The following is an 18,315-nucleotide window of genomic DNA, read 5'->3' as shown; positions in this document are numbered from 1 at the left end:
AAATAATTCTAAAATTTAAATCGCGAAAAATCCCATTTTGTTTTTATACAAAATGGGATTCTATTATCTTTTAATATGGTTTTTATTCTGTGAACTCAAACGTTTCCATAAACTTTGTTGTGAAATTACCGGCTCTAAAGTTCGGGTCTTTCATCAATTGTAAATGAAAAGGGATAGTTGTTTTAACACCTTCAATAACAAATTCTCCTAAGGCACGTTCCATGGTACAAATCGCTTCTTCGCGGGTTTGTGCCACGCAAATTAACTTTGCAATCATCGAATCGTAGTTAGACGGAATAGAATAACCGGCATATACATGCGTATCTACACGAACCCCATGTCCACCAGGAGAGTGGAAATTGGAAATTCTTCCTGGAGAAGGACGGAAATTATTAGCCGGATCTTCTGCATTAATGCGACACTCGATTGCGTGCATATCCGGGAAATAGTTTTTACCTGAAATCGGAATTCCGGCAGCAACTTTTATCTGCTCTTTAATTAAATCGAAGTTAATTACCTCTTCCGTAACCGGATGCTCCACCTGAATCCGGGTGTTCATTTCCATAAAGTAGAAGTTACGGTGTTTATCAACCAAAAATTCGATTGTACCGGCACCTTCATAATTTACAGCCGTTGCGCCTTTAATGGCAGCTTCACCCATTCTTACACGAAGTTCCTCTGTCATAAACGGAGAAGGAGATTCTTCTACTAATTTCTGATGGCGGCGTTGAATAGAACAGTCACGCTCAGATAAGTGACAGGCTTTACCATACTGATCACCAATAATCTGAATTTCAATATGGCGTGGATCTTCAATATATTTCTCCAGATATAAGCCATCATTACCAAATGCAGCACCAGATTCCTGACGGGCACTATCCCAGGCATTTTCAAAATCTTCATCTTTCCAAACTACCCGCATCCCACGGCCACCACCACCAGCGGTTGCTTTAAGAATAATCGGATAACCCATTTCATTGGCAATTGCAATTCCTTCTTTCACGCTCGTAAGTAAGCCTTCCGAACCTGGAATAGTTGGCACACCAGCAATTTTCATGGTTTCTTTAGCCGAAGCTTTATCGCCCATGCCATTGATTTGTTCTGGTGTAGCACCAATAAACTTGATGTTATATTCACGGCAGATATTAGAAAACTTAGCATTTTCTGATAAAAAACCGTAACCTGGATGTATCGCATCGGCATTGGTTAATTCTGCCGCTGAAATGATATTTGGAATATTTAAATAAGAATCTTTACTCGGAGGCGGGCCAATACAAACAGCCTCATCAGCAAAACGTACATGTAAACTTTCGCGATCTGCGGTAGAGTACACAGCAACTGTTTTGATGCCCATTTCCTTACAGGTACGGATAATACGCAAGGCGATTTCTCCTCTGTTGGCAATTAGTATTTTTTTAAACATAATTTTTTAATTGATGATTACACCGATGGATAGGATTACACCGATTTTTCGATCTTATAATTAATATTAATCAGTGCAATTATCTTAAATCTGTGAAATCAATTTCTAAATAGGTTCTACTAAAAATAAAGGTTGGTCGTACTCAACTGGTGATGCATTATCAACCAAAATTTTAACGATACGGCCTGAAACTTCACTTTCAATTTCGTTGAAAAGTTTCATTGCTTCAATAATACAAACCACTTTGCCAATACCAACTTCATCACCAACATTTACAAACATCGGTTTCTCCGGACTTGCTGAACGGTAGAATGTACCAATCATTGGAGATTTAATTGTAATGTATTTTGAGGTATCTTCCTCAGCAGGAATAGCCGCAATCGGAGCAGTAGGAGCTGTAGCAACAGGTGCTGCAGCCTGTACAAGCGGCGCTTGTGGTACGGTAGCCTGCACAACAGTTGGTGCCTGGTTTGTTTTAATCGTGATCTTGAAGTTTTCTTGCTCAATAGCAACTTCGTTTACTCCAGAACGAGAAACAAATTTAATCAGTTCCTGTATTTGTTTGATATCCATTTTTTAATCCTTGTTATGTAAAAAATAGTGTTAATGAATTAACTAAGTTATACTTTTTTTGTTTTTAATTATGTGGGAAATTGAGAAGGGGGATAAGAAATAGACCAGGCGTATTAAATACTCGCTTTATCTATTTACCATTCCCAAATTCCTATTCAGTATCGTAAGCCCATTTAAGGTAAATTGAACCCCATGTAAATCCGCCACCAAAAGCAGCCAATACAATGTTGTCGCCTTTTTTTAACTGGCCTTCCCATTCCCATAAACATAAAGGAATGGTTCCGTTTGTCGTATTACCATAACGCTCAATGTTGATCATTACTTTATCGGTAGTTACGCCCATGCGGTTTGCAGTGGCATCAATAATGCGTTTGTTTGCCTGGTGTGGAACTAACCATGCCACATCATCCGGGGTAAGGTTATTGCGTTCCATAATTTCTGCAGCAACATCTGCCATATTGGTAACGGCAAATTTAAATACAGTGCGGCCTTCCTGATGTGCGTAATGTAACTTAGCGTCAATGCTTTCATGCGTAGCTGGCTGAACGGAACCACCACCTTTCATGCCCAGAAAATCTCTTCCTGCGCCATCAGTTCTTAAAATAGAATCCTGAATCCCTAAGCCCTCTTCGTTTGGCTCCAATAAAGCACAACCGCAACCATCACCAAAAATGATACAGGTGGTACGGTCTTCATAGTTAATAATTGACGACATTTTATCACCCCCAACTACCAATACTTTTTTATGCCTGCCAGATTCTACGAAAGAAGCACCGGTTGCCAGGCCAAAGATAAAACCTGAACATGCCGCCTGAAGATCGTAACCCCAGGCATTTTTAGCGCCGATTTTATCAGCCAATACGTTAGCCGTTGCAGGGAATGTAAAATCGGGAGTAGTAGTGCAAAAAATAATAAGTTCGATTTCTGATGCATCAATTCCTCTCTTTTTAAGTAAACCATTAACGGCATGAACTGCCATATCTGAAGTGCCTAAACCCTCACCCTTTAAAATTCTACGCTCTTTAATGCCGGTTCTGCTCGTAATCCACTCATCAGAAGTATCAACCATGGTTTCTAACTCTGTGTTGGTGAGTACATAGTCGGGAACGTAACCATTTACTGCCGTAATAGCAGCATGAATTTTACTCATTTTAAGAATTTTTATTTAAATGCCATTCTAATTTTTTCTACCAATCCCGTAGTAATCATTTCTCTGGATTGCAGAACCATATTTTTAACCGCTAGCGGACTAGAAATTCCATGTCCGATAACCACAGGAGCGTTAACACCTAAAACCGGACTTCCACCGTACTGTTCGTAATTAAACCGATCGAAAAACTCATCTTTCAATCCTTTTTTGATGGTAATTACGTAAAAAGATTCAGCTAATTTAAGCATTACATTTCCAGTAAAGCCATCGCAAACGATTACATCTGATTTATCGTTAAAAAGATCTCTTCCTTCTACGTTACCTACAAAATTAAAAAGATTGGTTTCTTTCATTAAGGGGAAGGTGGCCATGCTTAACATGTTACCTTTTTCATCTTCTTCGCCGATATTCATTAAAGCAACCCTTGGATTATCTATCTTGAATAAGTTTTCGGCGTACAAACTGCCTAAAACGCCGAATTGGAGGAGGATATCTGGTTTGCAATCTGCATTGGCACCTACATCTAATAATAAACCGGTACCACCTTTAAGCTTGGGAAGAATAGAACATAAACAAGGCCGAATAATGCCTGGAATAGTTTTAACGCTGAATACAGCGCCAACTAGCATTGCGCCAGAGTTACCCGCGCTTGCAAAAGAATCGATTTTACCTTCTTTTAAAAGGTTAAAACCAACAGCAATGCTCGAATTCGGTTTCTGAACGATTGCTTTTGTGGGATGTTCGCCCATACCAATAACTTCATCAGTATGAACGTATTCAAAATGATCCGGATTAAATCCCTCTTCTGTAAGAATGGGTTTAATCTGTTCGGTATCGCCGATAAGAACTAAATGTTCTCCAGCGTTTAGCGATTGATGAGCTGCTATTGCTCCCAAAACAATTGCTTTGGGAGCATAGTCTCCGCCCATTATGTCGAGGCCTATTTTCATAGAAAAAATCTGTTTGTGTTAAGTTAGGTTAAATCCTAAATTTTCAGTGGACTAAGGTATAACTAAAGCCGCTGAAAACACAAACAATTTCTTAAGAAAATTACCCGATTTGAGTATTTTCGATAACCAATTTACCGTTATAGTATAGGTTACCATCAACGTTGTATGCACGGTGAGGTACGTGGATAGCACCTGTTGCTGCGCAAGTTGCTAAAGAAGGCGTCACTGCTTTATAGTGTGTTCTTCTTTTATTCTTTCTCTGTTTCGAGATTTTCCGTTTTGGATGTGCCATTGGTGTATAATCTAATTATTTTTTTAACTTATTAAGGGCTTCCCAACGTGGGTCGCTTGTTTGTTCGTTTTCTTCTGCCTGCTTGTCGATAGAGAGTTGCGTTAAGCGATCAATCATTTCCTGATCACACTCTTTATTTGCCTGCTCACAGTTTTTGATATAAGGTACGGCCACATTTATCATTTCATATAAAGGCCTGGATATATCAATTTCAGAATCTTTACGGCTTAACGAGATAATCTCCTCATCGTCACTTTCTAATTCATCTTCTGCAAACTTTACTATCTGTCTTTCGTATAAGTTAACAGGATAAGAGAACTCCGATAAACATTTATCGCAATCCAAATTTAAAGTTCCAATAACTTTAAATTTTAAGAGTAACATGGTCTCTTGTCGATCAAGTTCCAGGTTAACTTTTAAATTACCACTTTTTATTAACGAATACTCGAAAGCATTAAAGAAGGTGTCATCCAGCTCATAATCAAACTGATGGGCTCCCAATTTTAGTCCGGTAAACGGTATAGAAAATTGCTTTAATGGGTTCAAAGTACTGTAAAATTTTAGCCTGCAAATGTAGGGATAAAATTGTTAGATTAAAAATGTTTTTTAAAAATTGTTCATCTTAAAATATCGAAATCCTGGAGTGTTGGCTCAAATCTTTAATTTTTTGAAATTGGTTTCGTTGGGTTTTGGATGGAAATTATTGCTCATGTGCTCTTCTCGATTGTAGCATGGGGGAACGAAGAGATCTTTATAATCGGCTTAAAGTTTAATGATTTCTTCACTTCGGTCGAAATGACGATATGCCTACTCTGCCAAAACCATCTCTTTATTATTTCGGCTCCACTCACTCCATGAACCCACGTAAAGCTTAGGAATCGGCAGGCCTGCATAATCCATTGCTAAAAGCGTATGGCAGGCTGTAATGCCCGATCCGCAGTGAACAATCACATTTTCTGGTTCTATACCCGCTAATGCAGCAGCGTATTTTTGATTTAGATCCTTGGGAGATAAAAAGTGACCATCTGGATCTAAATTTTCTGTGAAGGGAATATTAGTTGCGCCCGGAATATGGCCGGCAATGGTATCTATAGGCTCCATGAATCCGGCATATCGATTGGCATCTCTCACATCAATCACCAAGTGATCTTCAGTTTTTGCCACTTTTTCTACTTCATCAAGATTTGATAGCGGAAGATTCCATGATTTAACCGTATAGTTGCCAACGGATTTCGGACTTTCTACTTTGCTTGTAGTGGGAAATCCAGCCTTAACCGCAGCCTGGAATCCTCCATCAATTACCTGTACCTTTTCATGGCCGATGGCTCTGAGCATCCACCATAATCTGGCTGCAGCATTGCCACCATTTTTATCATCGTAAACAATAACATGTGTATGCTCAGTAATGCCTGATTTTTGTAAAACCCGGGAAAATTGCTCGAATGTTGGTAGCGGATGACGGCCGCCTTTGGCAAAATCACCAATGTTAGCCAAATCCTCGTTTACATCCACAAATAATGCACCCGCGAGGTGTTGCTCCTCATAGCGTGCTTTGGAACCCGCACTGGCGTCTATTAGAACGATTTCATCATCTTGATTTAACCAGGTTAATTCTTCTGGTTTTATGATTGGGGATAATTTTAACATACCTTTTTATTTTTGTCTTTTAATAAAGCTAAAAGCCCTAAGGCCGGGCCAATAGCCAAAACCATATAAATATAAGGAGAATTGAACGCTTTAGCTAAATAATTGATGACTTGAATGCTGATAATAGTAATGGTAAAACCAATACAATTGACTAACGTAAGGGAGGTTCCCCTTAGCCTTTCTGGTGCATTTTTGGCCACTAATGATGAAAATAACGGAGAATCTGCCGTGGCACTTAATCCCCAGATCAATAGAAAGCTTACGAAGAGGTAAACCGAATCGATAAAGAGGAAGAGAGAGGATAGCAAACAGCATAATCCTGACACCGCAAGTGCAATGGTGGCGATTCTCTTTGCGCCGAATTTTTGGGAAAGTAGCCCGCCGGCGATGCAGGAAAGCGCTCCAGAGGCAATAATGAGAAAAGAAAATAAGGAAACATTTAGTGAAGATGCCGGATGTTTGCTGTTGTAAAATAAAAGCATCCCCGGGAGGAAAGCCCAAAACGTGTAAAGTTCCCACATGTGGCCAAAGTATCCAAATGCTACTGATCGGAAATTGCTGTTTTTGAAACCGCTAAAACTGGCACTTAAATCGAATTTTTGTCCCGCCATTCTGAATGGCCCGTTAGGCACGAAAATAAAAACGCTGCCTGCACCAATTAAGGATAATGCTGAAGTAGCATAAATCAAAGACTTCCAGGGAAATGCAGTGGTTAATGTTCTTAATAAATGTGGGAAAGCGGTGCCCAGAACCAATGCGCCAACCAAAAAGCCCAGGGATTTGCCTAATCCATCCTTAAAATAATCTGAAGCTATTTTCATCCCGACCGGATAAATCCCAGCCAGCATAAATCCGGTTAAAAACCGAAATAAAAGTAAAAGTCTGACATCTGATAATTCGAGGCAAATGGCCAGGTTAAATAACGCTGCAGTTATGCCGCAAATAAAGAAAACTTTTGATGGTGGGAAAATATCAGAAATAGAAAAAACGGCAAATACTAAGGTGCCGCTGATAAATCCAAACTGGACCATGCTGGTTAAATTTGCCAGCAGGTTCATCTCAAGTGGAAAATTCTTAATAATATCTGGCAATACCGCGTTACCAGCAAACCAAAGTGAGGTGCAAAGAAACTGCGAAATCACAATTACAGGTAGTAGTATGCCTGATGGTTTTGCCCCCTTTCATTTTAATTGTAAAAAGTCTGAAGTCGGATGTCCGGGGTCTGAGGTCAGGATTTTAAGGCGCAATTGTGAAAAGTCTGAAGTCGGGAGCCGGAAGTTAAAGTGTCAAAACACATTGTCTTTGATCTTTGTTCCTTGCTCTTTAATCCTTGTTCTTTTCTCTTTAATCCTTATTCTTCCCTAAGAAGCATCATCCTTAATATCAAACTGGGTCTCTACTATTTTACCACCAGAACGCAATTGTCCGCTTAGCATTTCCTCTTGTTCCCTGCGGTTTTTGACGATGTGAATGGCTGAAAACAAAGCTTCAGTAAACGAAGTAGAATCTGCCAGGTCTTTCCCTGCAATATCATAACCTGTTCCATGATCCGGAGAGGTACGAACGAAATTTAAGCCTGCTGTATAGTTAACGCCATTGTGGAATGCTAAGGTTTTGAAAGGGATTAAGCCCTGATCATGATACATGGCCAAAACAGCATCAAATTTTTTATAACTGCTATTTCCGAAGAAACCATCTGCCGGGTAAGGCCCGAAAACCATCATGCCTTTATCATAAGCCTCCTGAATGGCAGGCGTAATGATTTCGGCTTCTTCCGCCCCTAATAAACCATTATCACTGGCGTGAGGATTTAAACCCAATACTGCGATTTTAGGTTTTTCGATCCAGAAATCTTTTTTCAGGCTTTCATTGATCAATTTTAATTTCCCTAAAATCTTTTCTTTTGTAATCGAAGTTGGAACATCTTTAACCGGAATGTGGCCGGTAACCACGCCCACGCGTAAATTCTCGCTGATTAAAAACATCAACACATCTTTACTGCCACTTTTTTCCTGCAAATATTCTGTATGCCCGGGGAAAGAAAACGTTTCTGACTGGATGTTGTGTTTATTGATTGGAGCAGTTACTAGGGCATCAATTTCTCCGGCTACTAAATCTGCAGTTGCTCTTTCGAGCGATATAAGCGCATATTTACCGCCTGTAGGCGTAACTTGTCCGAGTTCGATTTTTACATCTTCCTCCCAGCAATTAATCATGTTTGCCTTTTTAACCTGGGCCTGATTGGCTTGATTAATCACGTTAAAACTGAAATCGCCCAGGTTATTTGCCTTCCTGTGGAAAGACGAAACTTTAGTATGGCCATAAACAATTGGTGTGCAGTAATTTAAGATTGCCGGATTGGATAATGTTTTGATGATTACCTCTAAACCTATACCGTTCACGTCGCCTATACTGATGCCTATTTTAAGTTTATCGCTCATAATTACTGGAATATTTTAGCGCAAAATACTGATTTTCGATTAAACAGGTGCTTACCGGATAAAAATTAGTTATTTTGTAGAAAATATCCGGGTCACGGAAACACGGCTTCACGGAAGGAAGAATAAAATGTTTTTAATTATTCCGTGCTTTCTGTGTTTCCGTGGCATTAAGTTTTAAACATGAGTTTAGTAAAAGCGAAAAAACATTTAGGTCAGCATTTTTTAACTGATAAGGGCATTGCGAACCGGATTGTAGAAAGTTTGGTAAACACCGAAAAATACAATCAGGTTTTGGAAGTTGGTCCGGGGATGGGAATTTTGTCTGATTTTTTGTTGAAACGTGAAGATTTACAAACTTATTTAATTGATATCGATACAGAATCTTATCATTTCCTGAACGAAAAGTATCCTCAATTGGGCGATCGTTTAATTAATGGTGATTTTCTGAAATTAGATTTTGATGCCAATTTTCCTGGTCAGTTCGCTATTATCGGCAACTTCCCTTATAATATTTCCTCCCAGATTTTATTTAAGATTTTAGATAATCGCCATAAAGTGGTGGAAATGGTGGGCATGTTCCAGAAAGAAGTTGCGCAACGATGCGCTTCGCCTGCAGGTACAAAAGAGTATGGAATATTAAGTGTTTTTCTCCAGGCATATTATAAAATTGAATACCTCTTTACTGTTAAACCCGGAACTTTCAATCCCCCACCAAAAGTAAACTCTGCCGTTATTCGCTTAACCCGAAATGAGGTGGAGACGCTAGATTGTGATGAAAAATTGTTCTGGCGTGTGGTTAAAGCTGGTTTTAATCAACGGAGAAAAACTTTGCGTAATGCCGTTTCTGCGGTAATGCCGAAAGATAAAATGGATGATCACATCTACTTTGAGAAAAGGGCAGAGCAATTAACGGTTGACGATTTTGTGGCCTTAACGCAACATTTGAGTAAATTGATGGAGGCTTAACCAGCAAGTTTTTTAATGTCTGAAAAATTATATGAGAAATCGAATGATAGCCGTTAATGGCATTCTTTTAATAATAGCAATGACTGGTTGTGTTTTATCCAGAGATCAACAGTCGTTATAGATTAAGAAAACCTTTGCGCCACTTACAAAATTATCAATACACCTGGAAGACAAATCAGCGTTTGATCTGGATGTTACAAACTCTTCCAGGGATACTTTAATACTTAGAATACCCAACGCAACCGATCAGATTATAATCAAAAGAAAGATTTCAACAGCGGTTCCTCCAAACACCAATATTGAACTATTAAATATCTCTAATAGAAATATTAAACCAGAATTGCGGATCTATAACCATAAATCTAAGGTGATGGATGAGTTTGATAGTATCAGGTAGATGCTAATGTTTTTTTGTTTAATAGTGTTGATATGAAATTGCAAATACATGATGATTGGCACTTAATTTCTCCTTTCCTTTGCGTCATATTTTTAATAAATCATGGTTAATTACAGCGAAATTTTTAACGGGCAAGGAATGGATTATCTGACTTACCGTGCAATGGTTGATCAACTGTTATTAGAAGGTAAAACCACCGGTCCGGATAATTCTGAAGCGATGTTACACTACAGTAAAATGAATGTGCAACGGATGAACAGGGTAGACAAGACAGCTAACCTGACCGAAGAATTAACGGCTGTTATCAACGGATTGAAAGAAAATTATAAGTTTTTAGTCATTACCGAAGGCTGGTGTGGCGATGCGGCACAAATCATTCCTGTATTCAACAAAATCGCTACAGCCTCACTTGGAAAAATAGATTTAAAGTTTGTTCTCCGGGATAAAAATCTTCCTTTAATTGATGCACATTTAACCAACGGCGGGAGAGCCATTCCTGTTTTAATCGTATTGAATGAAGCGGAAGATCAGGTGTTAGCCACCTGGGCACCAAGGCCACAGGTTTTACAGGAGCTTTTAAAAGAGTGGAAAAAGGCAACAACCGAAATGCTGGTTATTGCAGAGAAACTTCATGGCTGGTATGCAAAGGATAAAACGCAAAGTACACAGGCGGAATTAGTTGATTTATTAAAGCCGTTGTGCGCTAGTTGCTGAGGCCCTTTAATATAGCGTCAAGCTCCTGATTTGTAATTGAGCTTTGTTCAGATTTATCGTAAATGGATAATAGATAAATAGTTTGATTTACAATTCTTATTCTGGTGATTAGTCTCACTCCCGATGATTTCCCTTTTCCTTTACTTGAAATGGCTATTCGGATTTTATAACAGTCTTTTCCTAATGGAGTACCTTGGCTGGGATGCTCTTGAAGAAGCGCTACAAAAGCAACGATATCATCTTTTGCATATTTATATTTTTTACACAGTTTTTTAAATTCTTTATTGAAGAGGGATGATGTGAGTACATCATATTTCATCCACTAAATCCTCAAAACGCTTTAATTTTATTTGTCCTTTTTCAGATAATTCAGTCTCCTTATAAGCCCCCGATAGTTCCATCAAATAGGTTTCTTTAACCTGATCAATGTTTTTAATTCTAATGCCTTTTATACGTTTTAATGTTTCTAATATCGAAAACACTTCATCGTTTGGTATCTCCAGCGTGATTTCCATAATTTCTTATTTTATTAAAGATACGATTTTAAAAATCATTTGATCATTAATCAACAGAAACCGTTAAGCCTTCCTGTTGTAAAATTTTACGGTAAACTTCCATCTCTGTAAAAGAACCTTCCAGAACCGGGCATTTTCCATCATTATGCACTTTCCATGCAATTTTTTCAGATTGAGACTCGTTATAATCCAGGTATTTCATCATGCAATAGCTCACATGATCGAAAGTATTAATGTCATCATTCCACAAAATAAGGCGATGTACGGTTTTTATGGAAGTTAAAATTTCTTCGAGCGTAAAGGTCTCTTCTTTGGTTTCTGTAGACATGGTGCAAAAATAATCATTAGTATCAAGTATTTAGTATCAAGTATCAAGATTTGTGCTTTTTAACGAATACAATCCTGCAATTCTTTCCTATATCTTCCATTATCTGCTTACATTTATTTAATACATTTGTTAACCAAATCATAATATGAGCATGCACCAATCGAGAATAGCAGGAATAGGTTATTACGTTCCTAAAAATGTTTACACCAACACCGATTTGAGTCGTTTTATGGACACCAATGATGAGTGGATTCAGGAGCGTACCGGTATTCGGGAGCGTCGTTTTGCAGACCGCTATGAAGAAACCACTACCACTATGGGCATAGAAGCTGCAAAAATTGCAATTGAACGCGCAGGGATAACGGCTAAAGATGTTGATTTTATTGTTTTTGCTACGCTAAGCCCAGATTACTATTTCCCCGGTTGCGGTGTTTTGTTGCAGCGTGAAATGGGAATGGGTGAAATTGGTGCCTTAGATATCCGCAACCAATGCTCGGGCTTTGTTTATGCTTTATCTGTGGCTGATCAGTTTGTTAAAACCGGGATGTATAAAAATGTTTTGGTAGTAGGAAGTGAAAAGCATTCTTTCGCGATGGATTTTGAAACCCGGAGTAGAAATGTATCGGTAATTTTTGGTGATGGGGCAGGAGCAGTGGTACTGCAGCCTACAGATGAAAAAGGGAAAGGGATTTTAAGTACACATTTACATAGCGATGGAGCAGATGCAGAAATTTTAGCGATGCATTATCCAGGTTCTCATGCCAATAAATGGATGAAGGATAAGCCAGATTTCCCAGATCAGGAATTGGGTGGATTATTTATGACACCAGAAATCCTGGCTAGTGGAGCCGTTTTACCTTATATGGATGGTCCGGCGGTTTTCAAAAAAGCAGTGGTTAAATTTCCTGAAGTGATTCGTGAAGCGTTAGCTGCTAATAACCTTACCGAAAAAGATATTAATCTGCTGGTTCCACATCAGGCGAACCTTCGCATCAGTCAGTATGTTCAAAATCTATTAGGCTTAAGTGATGATCAGGTTTTTAACAACATTCAAAAATACGGAAATACCACAGCTGCATCGGTTCCGATTGCCCTATGCGAAGCCTGGGAAGCCGGGAAAATTAAAGATGGCGATTTAGTCTGCCTTGCCGCTTTCGGTTCGGGTTTTGCCTGGGCCAGTGCGTTGATTAGGTGGTAGGGAGGAAAATAGTTTATCGTTAATCGTTTTTCGTCCATTGTTCATCGTTTTTTGTCAATGTTTGTTAGCCGGATTTTATGCGACAGTTTTTCCGCCTTAAGCGCTAACCCTTACTTCCCGGCAATAAAATCTCCAAGATAACTACATTCTCCGGCGGCAACCTGATAAAAAGGCGTTTTACTGTACTTCAACTTCAATTCTTTAAAGTACGGGTTATTGTAATTCGCATTGATGAAGTTTTTGTACTTCACATCTTTTTTGTCCCAATAACTGAAAGAGTTTAGACCGGAATTTAAGATAATTTGTTTTTGTGCGCATTTGGCCAGCATGAAAGTACATTTCGCCTTAAAATCTGCATTTGTACTTAAAGCTCTGGCTTTTAAATACCAGGCTTTAGCGGTTTGTGCTTTTTTATAATCCACATCGTAGCCAAACTTTGCAGCACTGCTATTATCGTATGATGACCAATCATAACTGATCAAAAACCAGCTATTGCCAAAATAACCCGTTTGATAAACCGCATTGGCCATTTTATAATAGTAAAGCGCAGCATTCTTTTTATCACTGATGGTCAGTTTTTGTAACCGGAGCATTTCTACAGCAAAGGCTTTTTTAGTGACTGAAGCTTTTGCAACCACATATTTTTTCGGATAGTCGTTAAGGGTTTGAATAAACGGATTTGAATATAATTTGCCATTCGCATCATCGGCATACCAATTGGTCGGGCTTGAATAATTATAACCAGGCGATAATTTCGCAAACATTTGAACCGCTTTGCCGTATTGATGGGTTCTTAAATAGGTGGTTCCCCAGAGCTCATAAAATTCATCATCGCTCAGTTTATTTAAGGCTTTCGCCAATAAGGCAACCACATCATTGCCGTTTGCTTTGGTTTTATAGTTTGCAAGGGCCTGCATACTTTTCGGACTCAAATATTGTCGCCAAAATGAAGTGCTCGGATAACTCATGTTATCGAAAAGTGAATTATTCTTCATAAGGTTATAGGATAGATCTCCCTTAACCATCGCTAAAGCTGCCTTTGCGGTATCGCCCATTTTCAAATAAGCAGGGGCTAATATTTGCTGATAAAAATTTCTGGTGGTTTTGGTAAAGCGTTTATCCTCACTTCCCCAGTCGTCATATTGTCCGTTTCTTACGGTTTTATTTTCTGCAAATCGTTTTTCATCCAGCCATTTCAAAGCAGGTAACAGGTCATTCTCATTGAATAGATTGCCTTTTTTAATGTTTTTGGCTTTGATCAATAGATCAGTTATCCGGTATTGATCGCGTAACTTTTCCGGAAGTTTATTTGGGTTCAGCTTTGCAAGATAATCTGCTGCTTCTAGATCTTTATTTTCCATCCAGGATAAGTATGCGGCTGTTAAAGTGCCAAGTTCTGGTTGTGGATATTTATTTTCGGAAGCCAGTTTTAGGGCGAAATCCTTTACCTGGTGAAGCTGTTTTAAGTTGAGGTTTTTAACACTATCCCTGTATTTTGAGTTCTCACTATTATCAAAATAATATTGATAGGAGATTTTGGCAAGGTCGCTATCTTTAATTAAAGCTTGTTCCAATTTATTTACTTCCCGAACAAGCAAAGCACCATTTAGCTGACTTTTCGGTTCGTACTGATAAACTTTGGTTAAGCTTTCGATATTAAAATCTGGATTTCCGAAACCATTGATGGCCCAGATGCTTGCTTTTTCATCATTTGTTTTGGCATATTTTAAAGCGCCATTTACGGGAGCACTATTATAATAATAGTTTTTATAAGCCTGGATTCTTCGCTCGGGATTAGTGGTGAAAACTTTCGAAAAGAGAAAAGCAGATTCTTCCGGATTTCCTAATCTCCTTATCGATCCCGCATAAAGCGCCAACGCCCATCCTTTTACCGCACTTTTGGTCTTATTCGTTTTGATAAATTGATCATAAACGTTTTTGCTTTCGGTATGTAAGCCAGCATAATGAAACATTCTTTCGGCCTGGTAAGCATAACGGATCTTTAAAAAGTTATCCTTTTCCGCTGCAGTTAGTTTCAAGGCTACTGTTGCTAAGTCACTCATCGCAGTGGTATCCCTTGGTTTGGGATCCCATAGATCAAAATTAACATTGGCAAATGGTTCAGTACTTTTAGCGAAATCATAATATTTCAGTGCATTTTTATTTTTTCCTAAAGCCTGGATAAAAGTATTTTTTTGTAAGCTATCGGGTAGGGATGAAACCTCACCGTCGAAATGATTCAGTTTAATATTTGTAGCGCTATCTACATTGTACATGATTTTCTGAACGTCTTCTGGTTTAACGTCCAGGTGTTTAGCCCATTCGGCACTGTTAATTTCCGGCTCACTTACAATATTTTCCTCACTATTTAAATACGCCATTTGATTGAATGCAAAAGGTGTGTATTCATCTCCCTGTACATTATTATGGAAGTAAGAAATATAGTAATCATAAGGATCAACTTCTCCGCCGCAGGCAATGTTAACAGCGATTTCGCCAAAGAATGTAAGTAAGAAAACGCTAAAAATTAGCGATAACTTTTTGAAGGTCTTCATGGGTAAAATGTTTTAAAAGATCGGTTTCAAGGTGATAGAAAACTAGATTTCGTTCTGCTGGTTTCAAATATCGCGATAAAAAAGTGGATGTAGAAAGTAAATCTTTAGCAGAAATTTCCTCCCATCTCACCACATCGCCTTGTTTTAATCCCGCAGCAGGATCATCCATCAACAGGTCGTACAAAATTGAGTTTCCCCGCTGCCTGAATAATCTTTTATCCTGAAGTCGGGTTTTATTAATCCGTTTGGAAATTCCGGCATATTCTCTATTTCTGAATACTACGGCCCACTCAAAAAGCGGTAGCGCCACATCCAGTTTTAATGGATAGTTTTTAAGAAAATCTTTCAGGTAAAGATTCATTTCATGTTGATCGAGAATAGAATTCTGATCACCATATTTACGCAGGTTTCCCATATTGTAACACATCAGCATTGCTTTTGCTACGGGTGGAATCCCACTGGTTACCACATTTTTTACCTGGTGCAGGCGGAGCGTAACTGAAATGATTTTCCCTTTCAGCAAGGGCTGATTTTTCAGCTGTTTAAGAAATTCAAAATACTGATCGCGGGTAGTTTTTGTCCAGTCGCAATCGATTTGAAGTTCTGCATAATCCTGTTTTCCCGCCTGCTTTACTTTGGCATCTACAAAACTGGCAATCCGTTTAGCGAGGATTTTAGTTTTGTTCGGGTCCGTATCATAAAATATTCGGTTAACCAGAAAAACCACTGGAATAATCTCTACTTGCGGAGGCAATTGGTCTGAAAATCTTATTGGAGAAACAGGAACAGCCTGCTGTCGGTCTGGATCGAAGTCCACATCCATGATCCGAACATAGAGCGCTTTTGATTTGAACTGATTAAGATATTGGGTTTCAGATTTAGTATTATGGTAATCCGTTTTCCAAAAATAAAAGGTAGGATGAACTATCGATTTCTGCTTACAGCCGAATAACAGAAACACAGCAATCACTAAAATACTTATCTTGCGCATACCAAAGTTATGGGGCAAAGGTAAGATAAAATGCGGGCAGTTTTACAAAGAGTTACACAAGCAAGTTGCACGGTTGATGGAATAGTTACCGGCCAGATTGAAATGGGTTTCCTGGTGCTTTTAGGTATTGAGGCTGTGGACACGAATGAAGATTTAGACTGGTTAGCACAAAAGATTGTAGGCATGCGCATTTTTAACGATGAAAACGAGATGATGAATAGAGCCCTGGCAGATGTAGATGGAAATATCTTGTTAATTAGCCAGTTTACCTTATTTGCAGCCACAAAAAAAGGCAACCGACCAGGTTTTACAAGGGCGGCAAGGCCGGATTTCGCCATTCCGCTTTACGAAAAAATGATTGAGAAACTGGCGGCTTTAACGGGGAAGAAAATCCAGACCGGAATTTTCGGTGCGGATATGAAGATTGCTTTGTTAAATGATGGGCCAGTTACAATTGTAATTGATACAAAAAGCAAGGAATAAATTAATTAAACACAAGAGCCGTAACTATTTAAACAAAAGACTATCAAAACGCATAATTAATTATTTCCAAGACTTTTGAGTTTAAATGAATATGGAAGGCACAAATCCGGACCGGTTGAAAGAGTATAGTTATCTTGTATTTTTTATAGTTTTAAAGTTAGTTTTATCTTTTGTACTGGTAAATTCAGTTTACGATTTTCACCGCGATGAATTCTTGTATCTGGATCAGGCCCATCACCCCGACTTTGGATTTACTTCAGTACCGCCGTTAATTTCTGTTTTTTCGATATTCATTAAGTTATTTGGAGGTGGGTTTTACCTTGTACGTTTTGTTCCGGCATTTTTCGGAGCATTGACAATGGTGTATTGCTGGAAAATTGTCGGCGCCATTAACGGCAATTTGATGTCAAAATGTTTGGTCTGCGTTGCGATGATCTGCTCAGTCTTTTTAAGGTTAAATACACTTTATCAACCAAATTCATTCGATGTTTTGGCCTGGACAGCAGTTTTCTATTATCTGATCCGTTATTTTGATAATGAGCAGCCACAATATCTGTATTTTGTCGCCATTACCATTGCCATTGGTTTTTTGAATAAATACAATATCCTGTTTCTGGTTATTGGCCTATTGCCCGCCATTTTAATCGGCAGGCAAAGGAAAATATTTACGCAAAAACATTTTTATTTTGCACTTCTGGCCGGGGTTTTAGTTGCACTTCCCAATATCATCTGGCAGATCAACCATGGCTTCCCGGTATTACACCATATGAAACTGTTGCAGAAATATCAGCTGGTAAACGTTTCTTTAAAAAATTTCCTGATCGGCCAATTTTTGTTTTTCATCAATTCCATCTTTTTCCTCCTTGCAGGTATTTTCGTTTTAATCTGGCATCAGTCATTCGTAAAATATCGTTGGGTAATATTTACCTATCTTTTTACCATGTTGGTATTTGTCTATTTCAAAGGAAAAGACTATTATACTTTAGGGCTTTATCCGGTACTGCTGTGTTTTGGTGCCCTGTTTTTCGGCCGGGTATTATCAAAACGGTATATCTTGCAGGGCATAGTGGTGTTTTTTACTATAGCGTCATTTGTATATGTGCTCCCCTTGCTTATGCCAGTATATTCACCTGCTCAGATTATTAAAAGCCATCAGCGATTTGAAAGGGTGGGGGTCTTGCGATGGGAAGATGGAAAAAACCATCAGCTTCCTCAGGATTATGCCGATATGCAAGGTTGGAAGGAAATTGCACATTTGACAGATATGGCATATAGCAGAGTTAAGGATAAAAGCGTGGTTCTGGTACGTGCCGATAATTACGGACAGGCAGGTGCGATAAATTATTATTCTAAATATCCCAATATCGGAGCAGTAGCCTATAGTGATGATTATTTGCATTGGTTCGAGATGAAAAAGCCGATAAAGGATTTGATCCTGATTCGTCCGGTAGATGAGGAAGACCCCAGGCGCGAAAAGGAAAAACCTATTTTTAACAGAATTACCCAAATTGGCGAAGTGAAAAATCCATATTCGAGAGAATTTGGTACCAGAGTATTTTTATTGGAAGGTGCCAAAATTAATATTAATCCAATCATTGAAGCCGAAATAATAGAAGAGCAACAATAGCAATTTAAGGATTATAAAAAGGGTCTGCAAGATTTAGGCGCTGTTTACTGGCGAAGGGATTGAAT

At 38.6% G+C, this 18,315-nt stretch carries 19 protein-coding genes; 5 read left to right on the top strand and 14 right to left on the bottom strand.

Features of this window, described 5'->3' with window-relative positions:
- Nucleotides 1-82 precede the first annotated feature (82 nt).
- The 9 genes from accC to pdxA form a co-directional block, all read right to left on the bottom strand.
- Nucleotides 83-1,423, bottom strand: coding sequence for an acetyl-CoA carboxylase biotin carboxylase subunit (gene accC / locus GJU39_RS08850; protein ID WP_154280429.1), 1,341 nt, complete (start codon nt 1,421-1,423; stop codon nt 83-85).
- A 105-nt stretch (nt 1,424-1,528) separates the two neighbouring features.
- The gene (gene accB, locus GJU39_RS08845) at nt 1,529-1,996 is read right to left on the bottom strand and encodes an acetyl-CoA carboxylase biotin carboxyl carrier protein (RefSeq protein ID WP_154280428.1); all 468 of its coding nucleotides are present in this window, start codon (nt 1,994-1,996) and stop codon (nt 1,529-1,531) included.
- A gap of 151 nt (nt 1,997-2,147) precedes the next feature.
- Nucleotides 2,148-3,146: a beta-ketoacyl-ACP synthase III gene (locus GJU39_RS08840; RefSeq protein ID WP_154280427.1), complete on the bottom strand. Its 999-nt coding sequence runs from the start codon at nt 3,144-3,146 to the stop codon at nt 2,148-2,150.
- Between the two features lie 11 nt (nt 3,147-3,157).
- Nucleotides 3,158-4,096: a phosphate acyltransferase PlsX gene (plsX, locus tag GJU39_RS08835; protein WP_154280426.1), complete on the bottom strand. Its 939-nt coding sequence runs from the start codon at nt 4,094-4,096 to the stop codon at nt 3,158-3,160.
- Nucleotides 4,097-4,196: 100 nt separating this feature from the next.
- A complete protein-coding gene (gene rpmF / locus GJU39_RS08830) occupies nt 4,197-4,388 on the bottom strand; it encodes a 50S ribosomal protein L32 (RefSeq protein WP_010600130.1) in 192 nt (63 codons plus the stop codon).
- Nucleotides 4,389-4,403: 15 nt separating this feature from the next.
- Entirely contained in the window at nt 4,404-4,934 is a 531-nt protein-coding gene (locus tag GJU39_RS08825; RefSeq protein ID WP_154280425.1) for a YceD family protein, read from the bottom strand.
- A gap of 261 nt (nt 4,935-5,195) precedes the next feature.
- Nucleotides 5,196-6,035, bottom strand: a complete 840-nt coding sequence (locus GJU39_RS08820; protein WP_154280424.1) for a sulfurtransferase — start codon at nt 6,033-6,035, stop codon at nt 5,196-5,198.
- Nucleotides 6,029-7,177 (bottom strand): MFS transporter, encoded by a 1,149-nt coding sequence (locus GJU39_RS24190; protein WP_209437610.1) that lies wholly within the window; start codon nt 7,175-7,177, stop codon nt 6,029-6,031. The genes GJU39_RS08820 and GJU39_RS24190 overlap by 7 nt, the downstream gene beginning before the upstream one ends.
- Before the next feature lie 219 nt (nt 7,178-7,396).
- On the bottom strand, nt 7,397-8,476 hold the full coding sequence (gene pdxA, locus GJU39_RS08810) for a 4-hydroxythreonine-4-phosphate dehydrogenase PdxA (RefSeq protein ID WP_154280423.1): 1,080 nt from the start codon (nt 8,474-8,476) through the stop codon (nt 7,397-7,399).
- A 180-nt stretch (nt 8,477-8,656) separates the two neighbouring features.
- Here pdxA and rsmA point away from each other — a divergent pair, with 180 nt between their 5' ends.
- Nucleotides 8,657-9,442, top strand: a complete 786-nt coding sequence (gene rsmA, locus GJU39_RS08805) for a 16S rRNA (adenine(1518)-N(6)/adenine(1519)-N(6))-dimethyltransferase RsmA (protein WP_154280422.1) — start codon at nt 8,657-8,659, stop codon at nt 9,440-9,442.
- A gap of 499 nt (nt 9,443-9,941) precedes the next feature.
- On the top strand, nt 9,942-10,553 hold the full coding sequence (locus tag GJU39_RS08800) for a thioredoxin family protein (RefSeq protein WP_154280421.1): 612 nt from the start codon (nt 9,942-9,944) through the stop codon (nt 10,551-10,553).
- On the opposite strand, the gene GJU39_RS08795 is transcribed toward GJU39_RS08800, so the two are convergent.
- The 3 genes from GJU39_RS08795 to GJU39_RS08785 are packed head-to-tail and all read right to left on the bottom strand — an operon-like array spanning nt 10,543 to nt 11,396.
- Nucleotides 10,543-10,872, bottom strand: coding sequence for a type II toxin-antitoxin system RelE family toxin (locus GJU39_RS08795; RefSeq protein WP_154280420.1), 330 nt, complete (start codon nt 10,870-10,872; stop codon nt 10,543-10,545). The genes GJU39_RS08800 and GJU39_RS08795 overlap by 11 nt on opposite strands.
- The gene (locus GJU39_RS08790) at nt 10,862-11,068 is read right to left on the bottom strand and encodes a hypothetical protein (RefSeq protein WP_154280419.1); all 207 of its coding nucleotides are present in this window, start codon (nt 11,066-11,068) and stop codon (nt 10,862-10,864) included. Before GJU39_RS08790 ends, GJU39_RS08795 begins: the two co-directional genes overlap by 11 nt.
- A gap of 46 nt (nt 11,069-11,114) precedes the next feature.
- On the bottom strand, nt 11,115-11,396 hold the full coding sequence (locus GJU39_RS08785) for an ATP-dependent Clp protease adaptor ClpS (RefSeq protein ID WP_154280418.1): 282 nt from the start codon (nt 11,394-11,396) through the stop codon (nt 11,115-11,117).
- 145 nt (nt 11,397-11,541) lie between these two features.
- Between GJU39_RS08785 and GJU39_RS08780 the strand changes: the two genes are divergently transcribed.
- The gene (locus GJU39_RS08780; protein WP_154280417.1) at nt 11,542-12,594 is read left to right on the top strand and encodes a 3-oxoacyl-ACP synthase III family protein; all 1,053 of its coding nucleotides are present in this window, start codon (nt 11,542-11,544) and stop codon (nt 12,592-12,594) included.
- A gap of 110 nt (nt 12,595-12,704) precedes the next feature.
- Here GJU39_RS08780 and GJU39_RS08775 read toward each other — a convergent pair whose 3' ends face one another.
- On the bottom strand, nt 12,705-15,149 hold the full coding sequence (locus tag GJU39_RS08775) for a hypothetical protein (protein WP_154280416.1): 2,445 nt from the start codon (nt 15,147-15,149) through the stop codon (nt 12,705-12,707).
- Nucleotides 15,115-16,140, bottom strand: a complete 1,026-nt coding sequence (locus tag GJU39_RS08770; RefSeq protein ID WP_154280415.1) for a hypothetical protein — start codon at nt 16,138-16,140, stop codon at nt 15,115-15,117. The genes GJU39_RS08775 and GJU39_RS08770 overlap by 35 nt, the downstream gene beginning before the upstream one ends.
- A gap of 30 nt (nt 16,141-16,170) precedes the next feature.
- Here GJU39_RS08770 and dtd point away from each other — a divergent pair, with 30 nt between their 5' ends.
- Both dtd and GJU39_RS08760 read left to right on the top strand, forming a co-directional pair.
- Nucleotides 16,171-16,623 (top strand): D-aminoacyl-tRNA deacylase, encoded by a 453-nt coding sequence (dtd, locus tag GJU39_RS08765; RefSeq protein ID WP_154280414.1) that lies wholly within the window; start codon nt 16,171-16,173, stop codon nt 16,621-16,623.
- 91 nt (nt 16,624-16,714) lie between these two features.
- Nucleotides 16,715-18,250, top strand: a complete 1,536-nt coding sequence (locus tag GJU39_RS08760) for a glycosyltransferase family 39 protein (protein WP_167515668.1) — start codon at nt 16,715-16,717, stop codon at nt 18,248-18,250.
- The last annotated feature ends 65 nt before the right edge of the window (nt 18,251-18,315 follow it).

Origin of the sequence: Pedobacter petrophilus, from assembly GCF_009674725.1 — a bacterium.
Classification (GTDB): Bacteria; Bacteroidota; Bacteroidia; order Sphingobacteriales; family Sphingobacteriaceae; genus Pedobacter; species Pedobacter petrophilus.
Note: the sequence above shows the minus strand (reverse complement) of the source record. Positions and strands in the feature narration are given on the sequence as shown.

What these genes read in the sequence shown, in the direction of transcription:
- accC (WP_154280429.1), bottom strand. Translation starts at nt 1,423, where the DNA reads ATGTTTAAAAAAATACTAATTGCCAACAGAGGAGAAATCGCCTTGCGT.
- accB (WP_154280428.1), bottom strand. Translation starts at nt 1,996, where the DNA reads ATGGATATCAAACAAATACAGGAACTGATTAAATTTGTTTCTCGTTCT.
- GJU39_RS08840 (WP_154280427.1), bottom strand. Translation starts at nt 3,146, where the DNA reads ATGAGTAAAATTCATGCTGCTATTACGGCAGTAAATGGTTACGTTCCC.
- plsX (WP_154280426.1), bottom strand. Translation starts at nt 4,096, where the DNA reads ATGAAAATAGGCCTCGACATAATGGGCGGAGACTATGCTCCCAAAGCA.
- rpmF (WP_010600130.1), bottom strand. Translation starts at nt 4,388, where the DNA reads ATGGCACATCCAAAACGGAAAATCTCGAAACAGAGAAAGAATAAAAGA.
- GJU39_RS08820 (WP_154280424.1), bottom strand. Translation starts at nt 6,035, where the DNA reads ATGTTAAAATTATCCCCAATCATAAAACCAGAAGAATTAACCTGGTTA.
- pdxA (WP_154280423.1), bottom strand. Translation starts at nt 8,476, where the DNA reads ATGAGCGATAAACTTAAAATAGGCATCAGTATAGGCGACGTGAACGGT.
- rsmA (WP_154280422.1), top strand. Translation starts at nt 8,657, where the DNA reads ATGAGTTTAGTAAAAGCGAAAAAACATTTAGGTCAGCATTTTTTAACT.
- GJU39_RS08800 (WP_154280421.1), top strand. Translation starts at nt 9,942, where the DNA reads ATGGTTAATTACAGCGAAATTTTTAACGGGCAAGGAATGGATTATCTG.
- GJU39_RS08795 (WP_154280420.1), bottom strand. Translation starts at nt 10,872, where the DNA reads ATGAAATATGATGTACTCACATCATCCCTCTTCAATAAAGAATTTAAA.
- GJU39_RS08790 (WP_154280419.1), bottom strand. Translation starts at nt 11,068, where the DNA reads ATGGAAATCACGCTGGAGATACCAAACGATGAAGTGTTTTCGATATTA.
- GJU39_RS08785 (WP_154280418.1), bottom strand. Translation starts at nt 11,396, where the DNA reads ATGTCTACAGAAACCAAAGAAGAGACCTTTACGCTCGAAGAAATTTTA.
- GJU39_RS08780 (WP_154280417.1), top strand. Translation starts at nt 11,542, where the DNA reads ATGAGCATGCACCAATCGAGAATAGCAGGAATAGGTTATTACGTTCCT.
- GJU39_RS08775 (WP_154280416.1), bottom strand. Translation starts at nt 15,149, where the DNA reads ATGAAGACCTTCAAAAAGTTATCGCTAATTTTTAGCGTTTTCTTACTT.
- GJU39_RS08770 (WP_154280415.1), bottom strand. Translation starts at nt 16,140, where the DNA reads ATGCGCAAGATAAGTATTTTAGTGATTGCTGTGTTTCTGTTATTCGGC.
- dtd (WP_154280414.1), top strand. Translation starts at nt 16,171, where the DNA reads ATGCGGGCAGTTTTACAAAGAGTTACACAAGCAAGTTGCACGGTTGAT.
- GJU39_RS08760 (WP_167515668.1), top strand. Translation starts at nt 16,715, where the DNA reads ATGGAAGGCACAAATCCGGACCGGTTGAAAGAGTATAGTTATCTTGTA.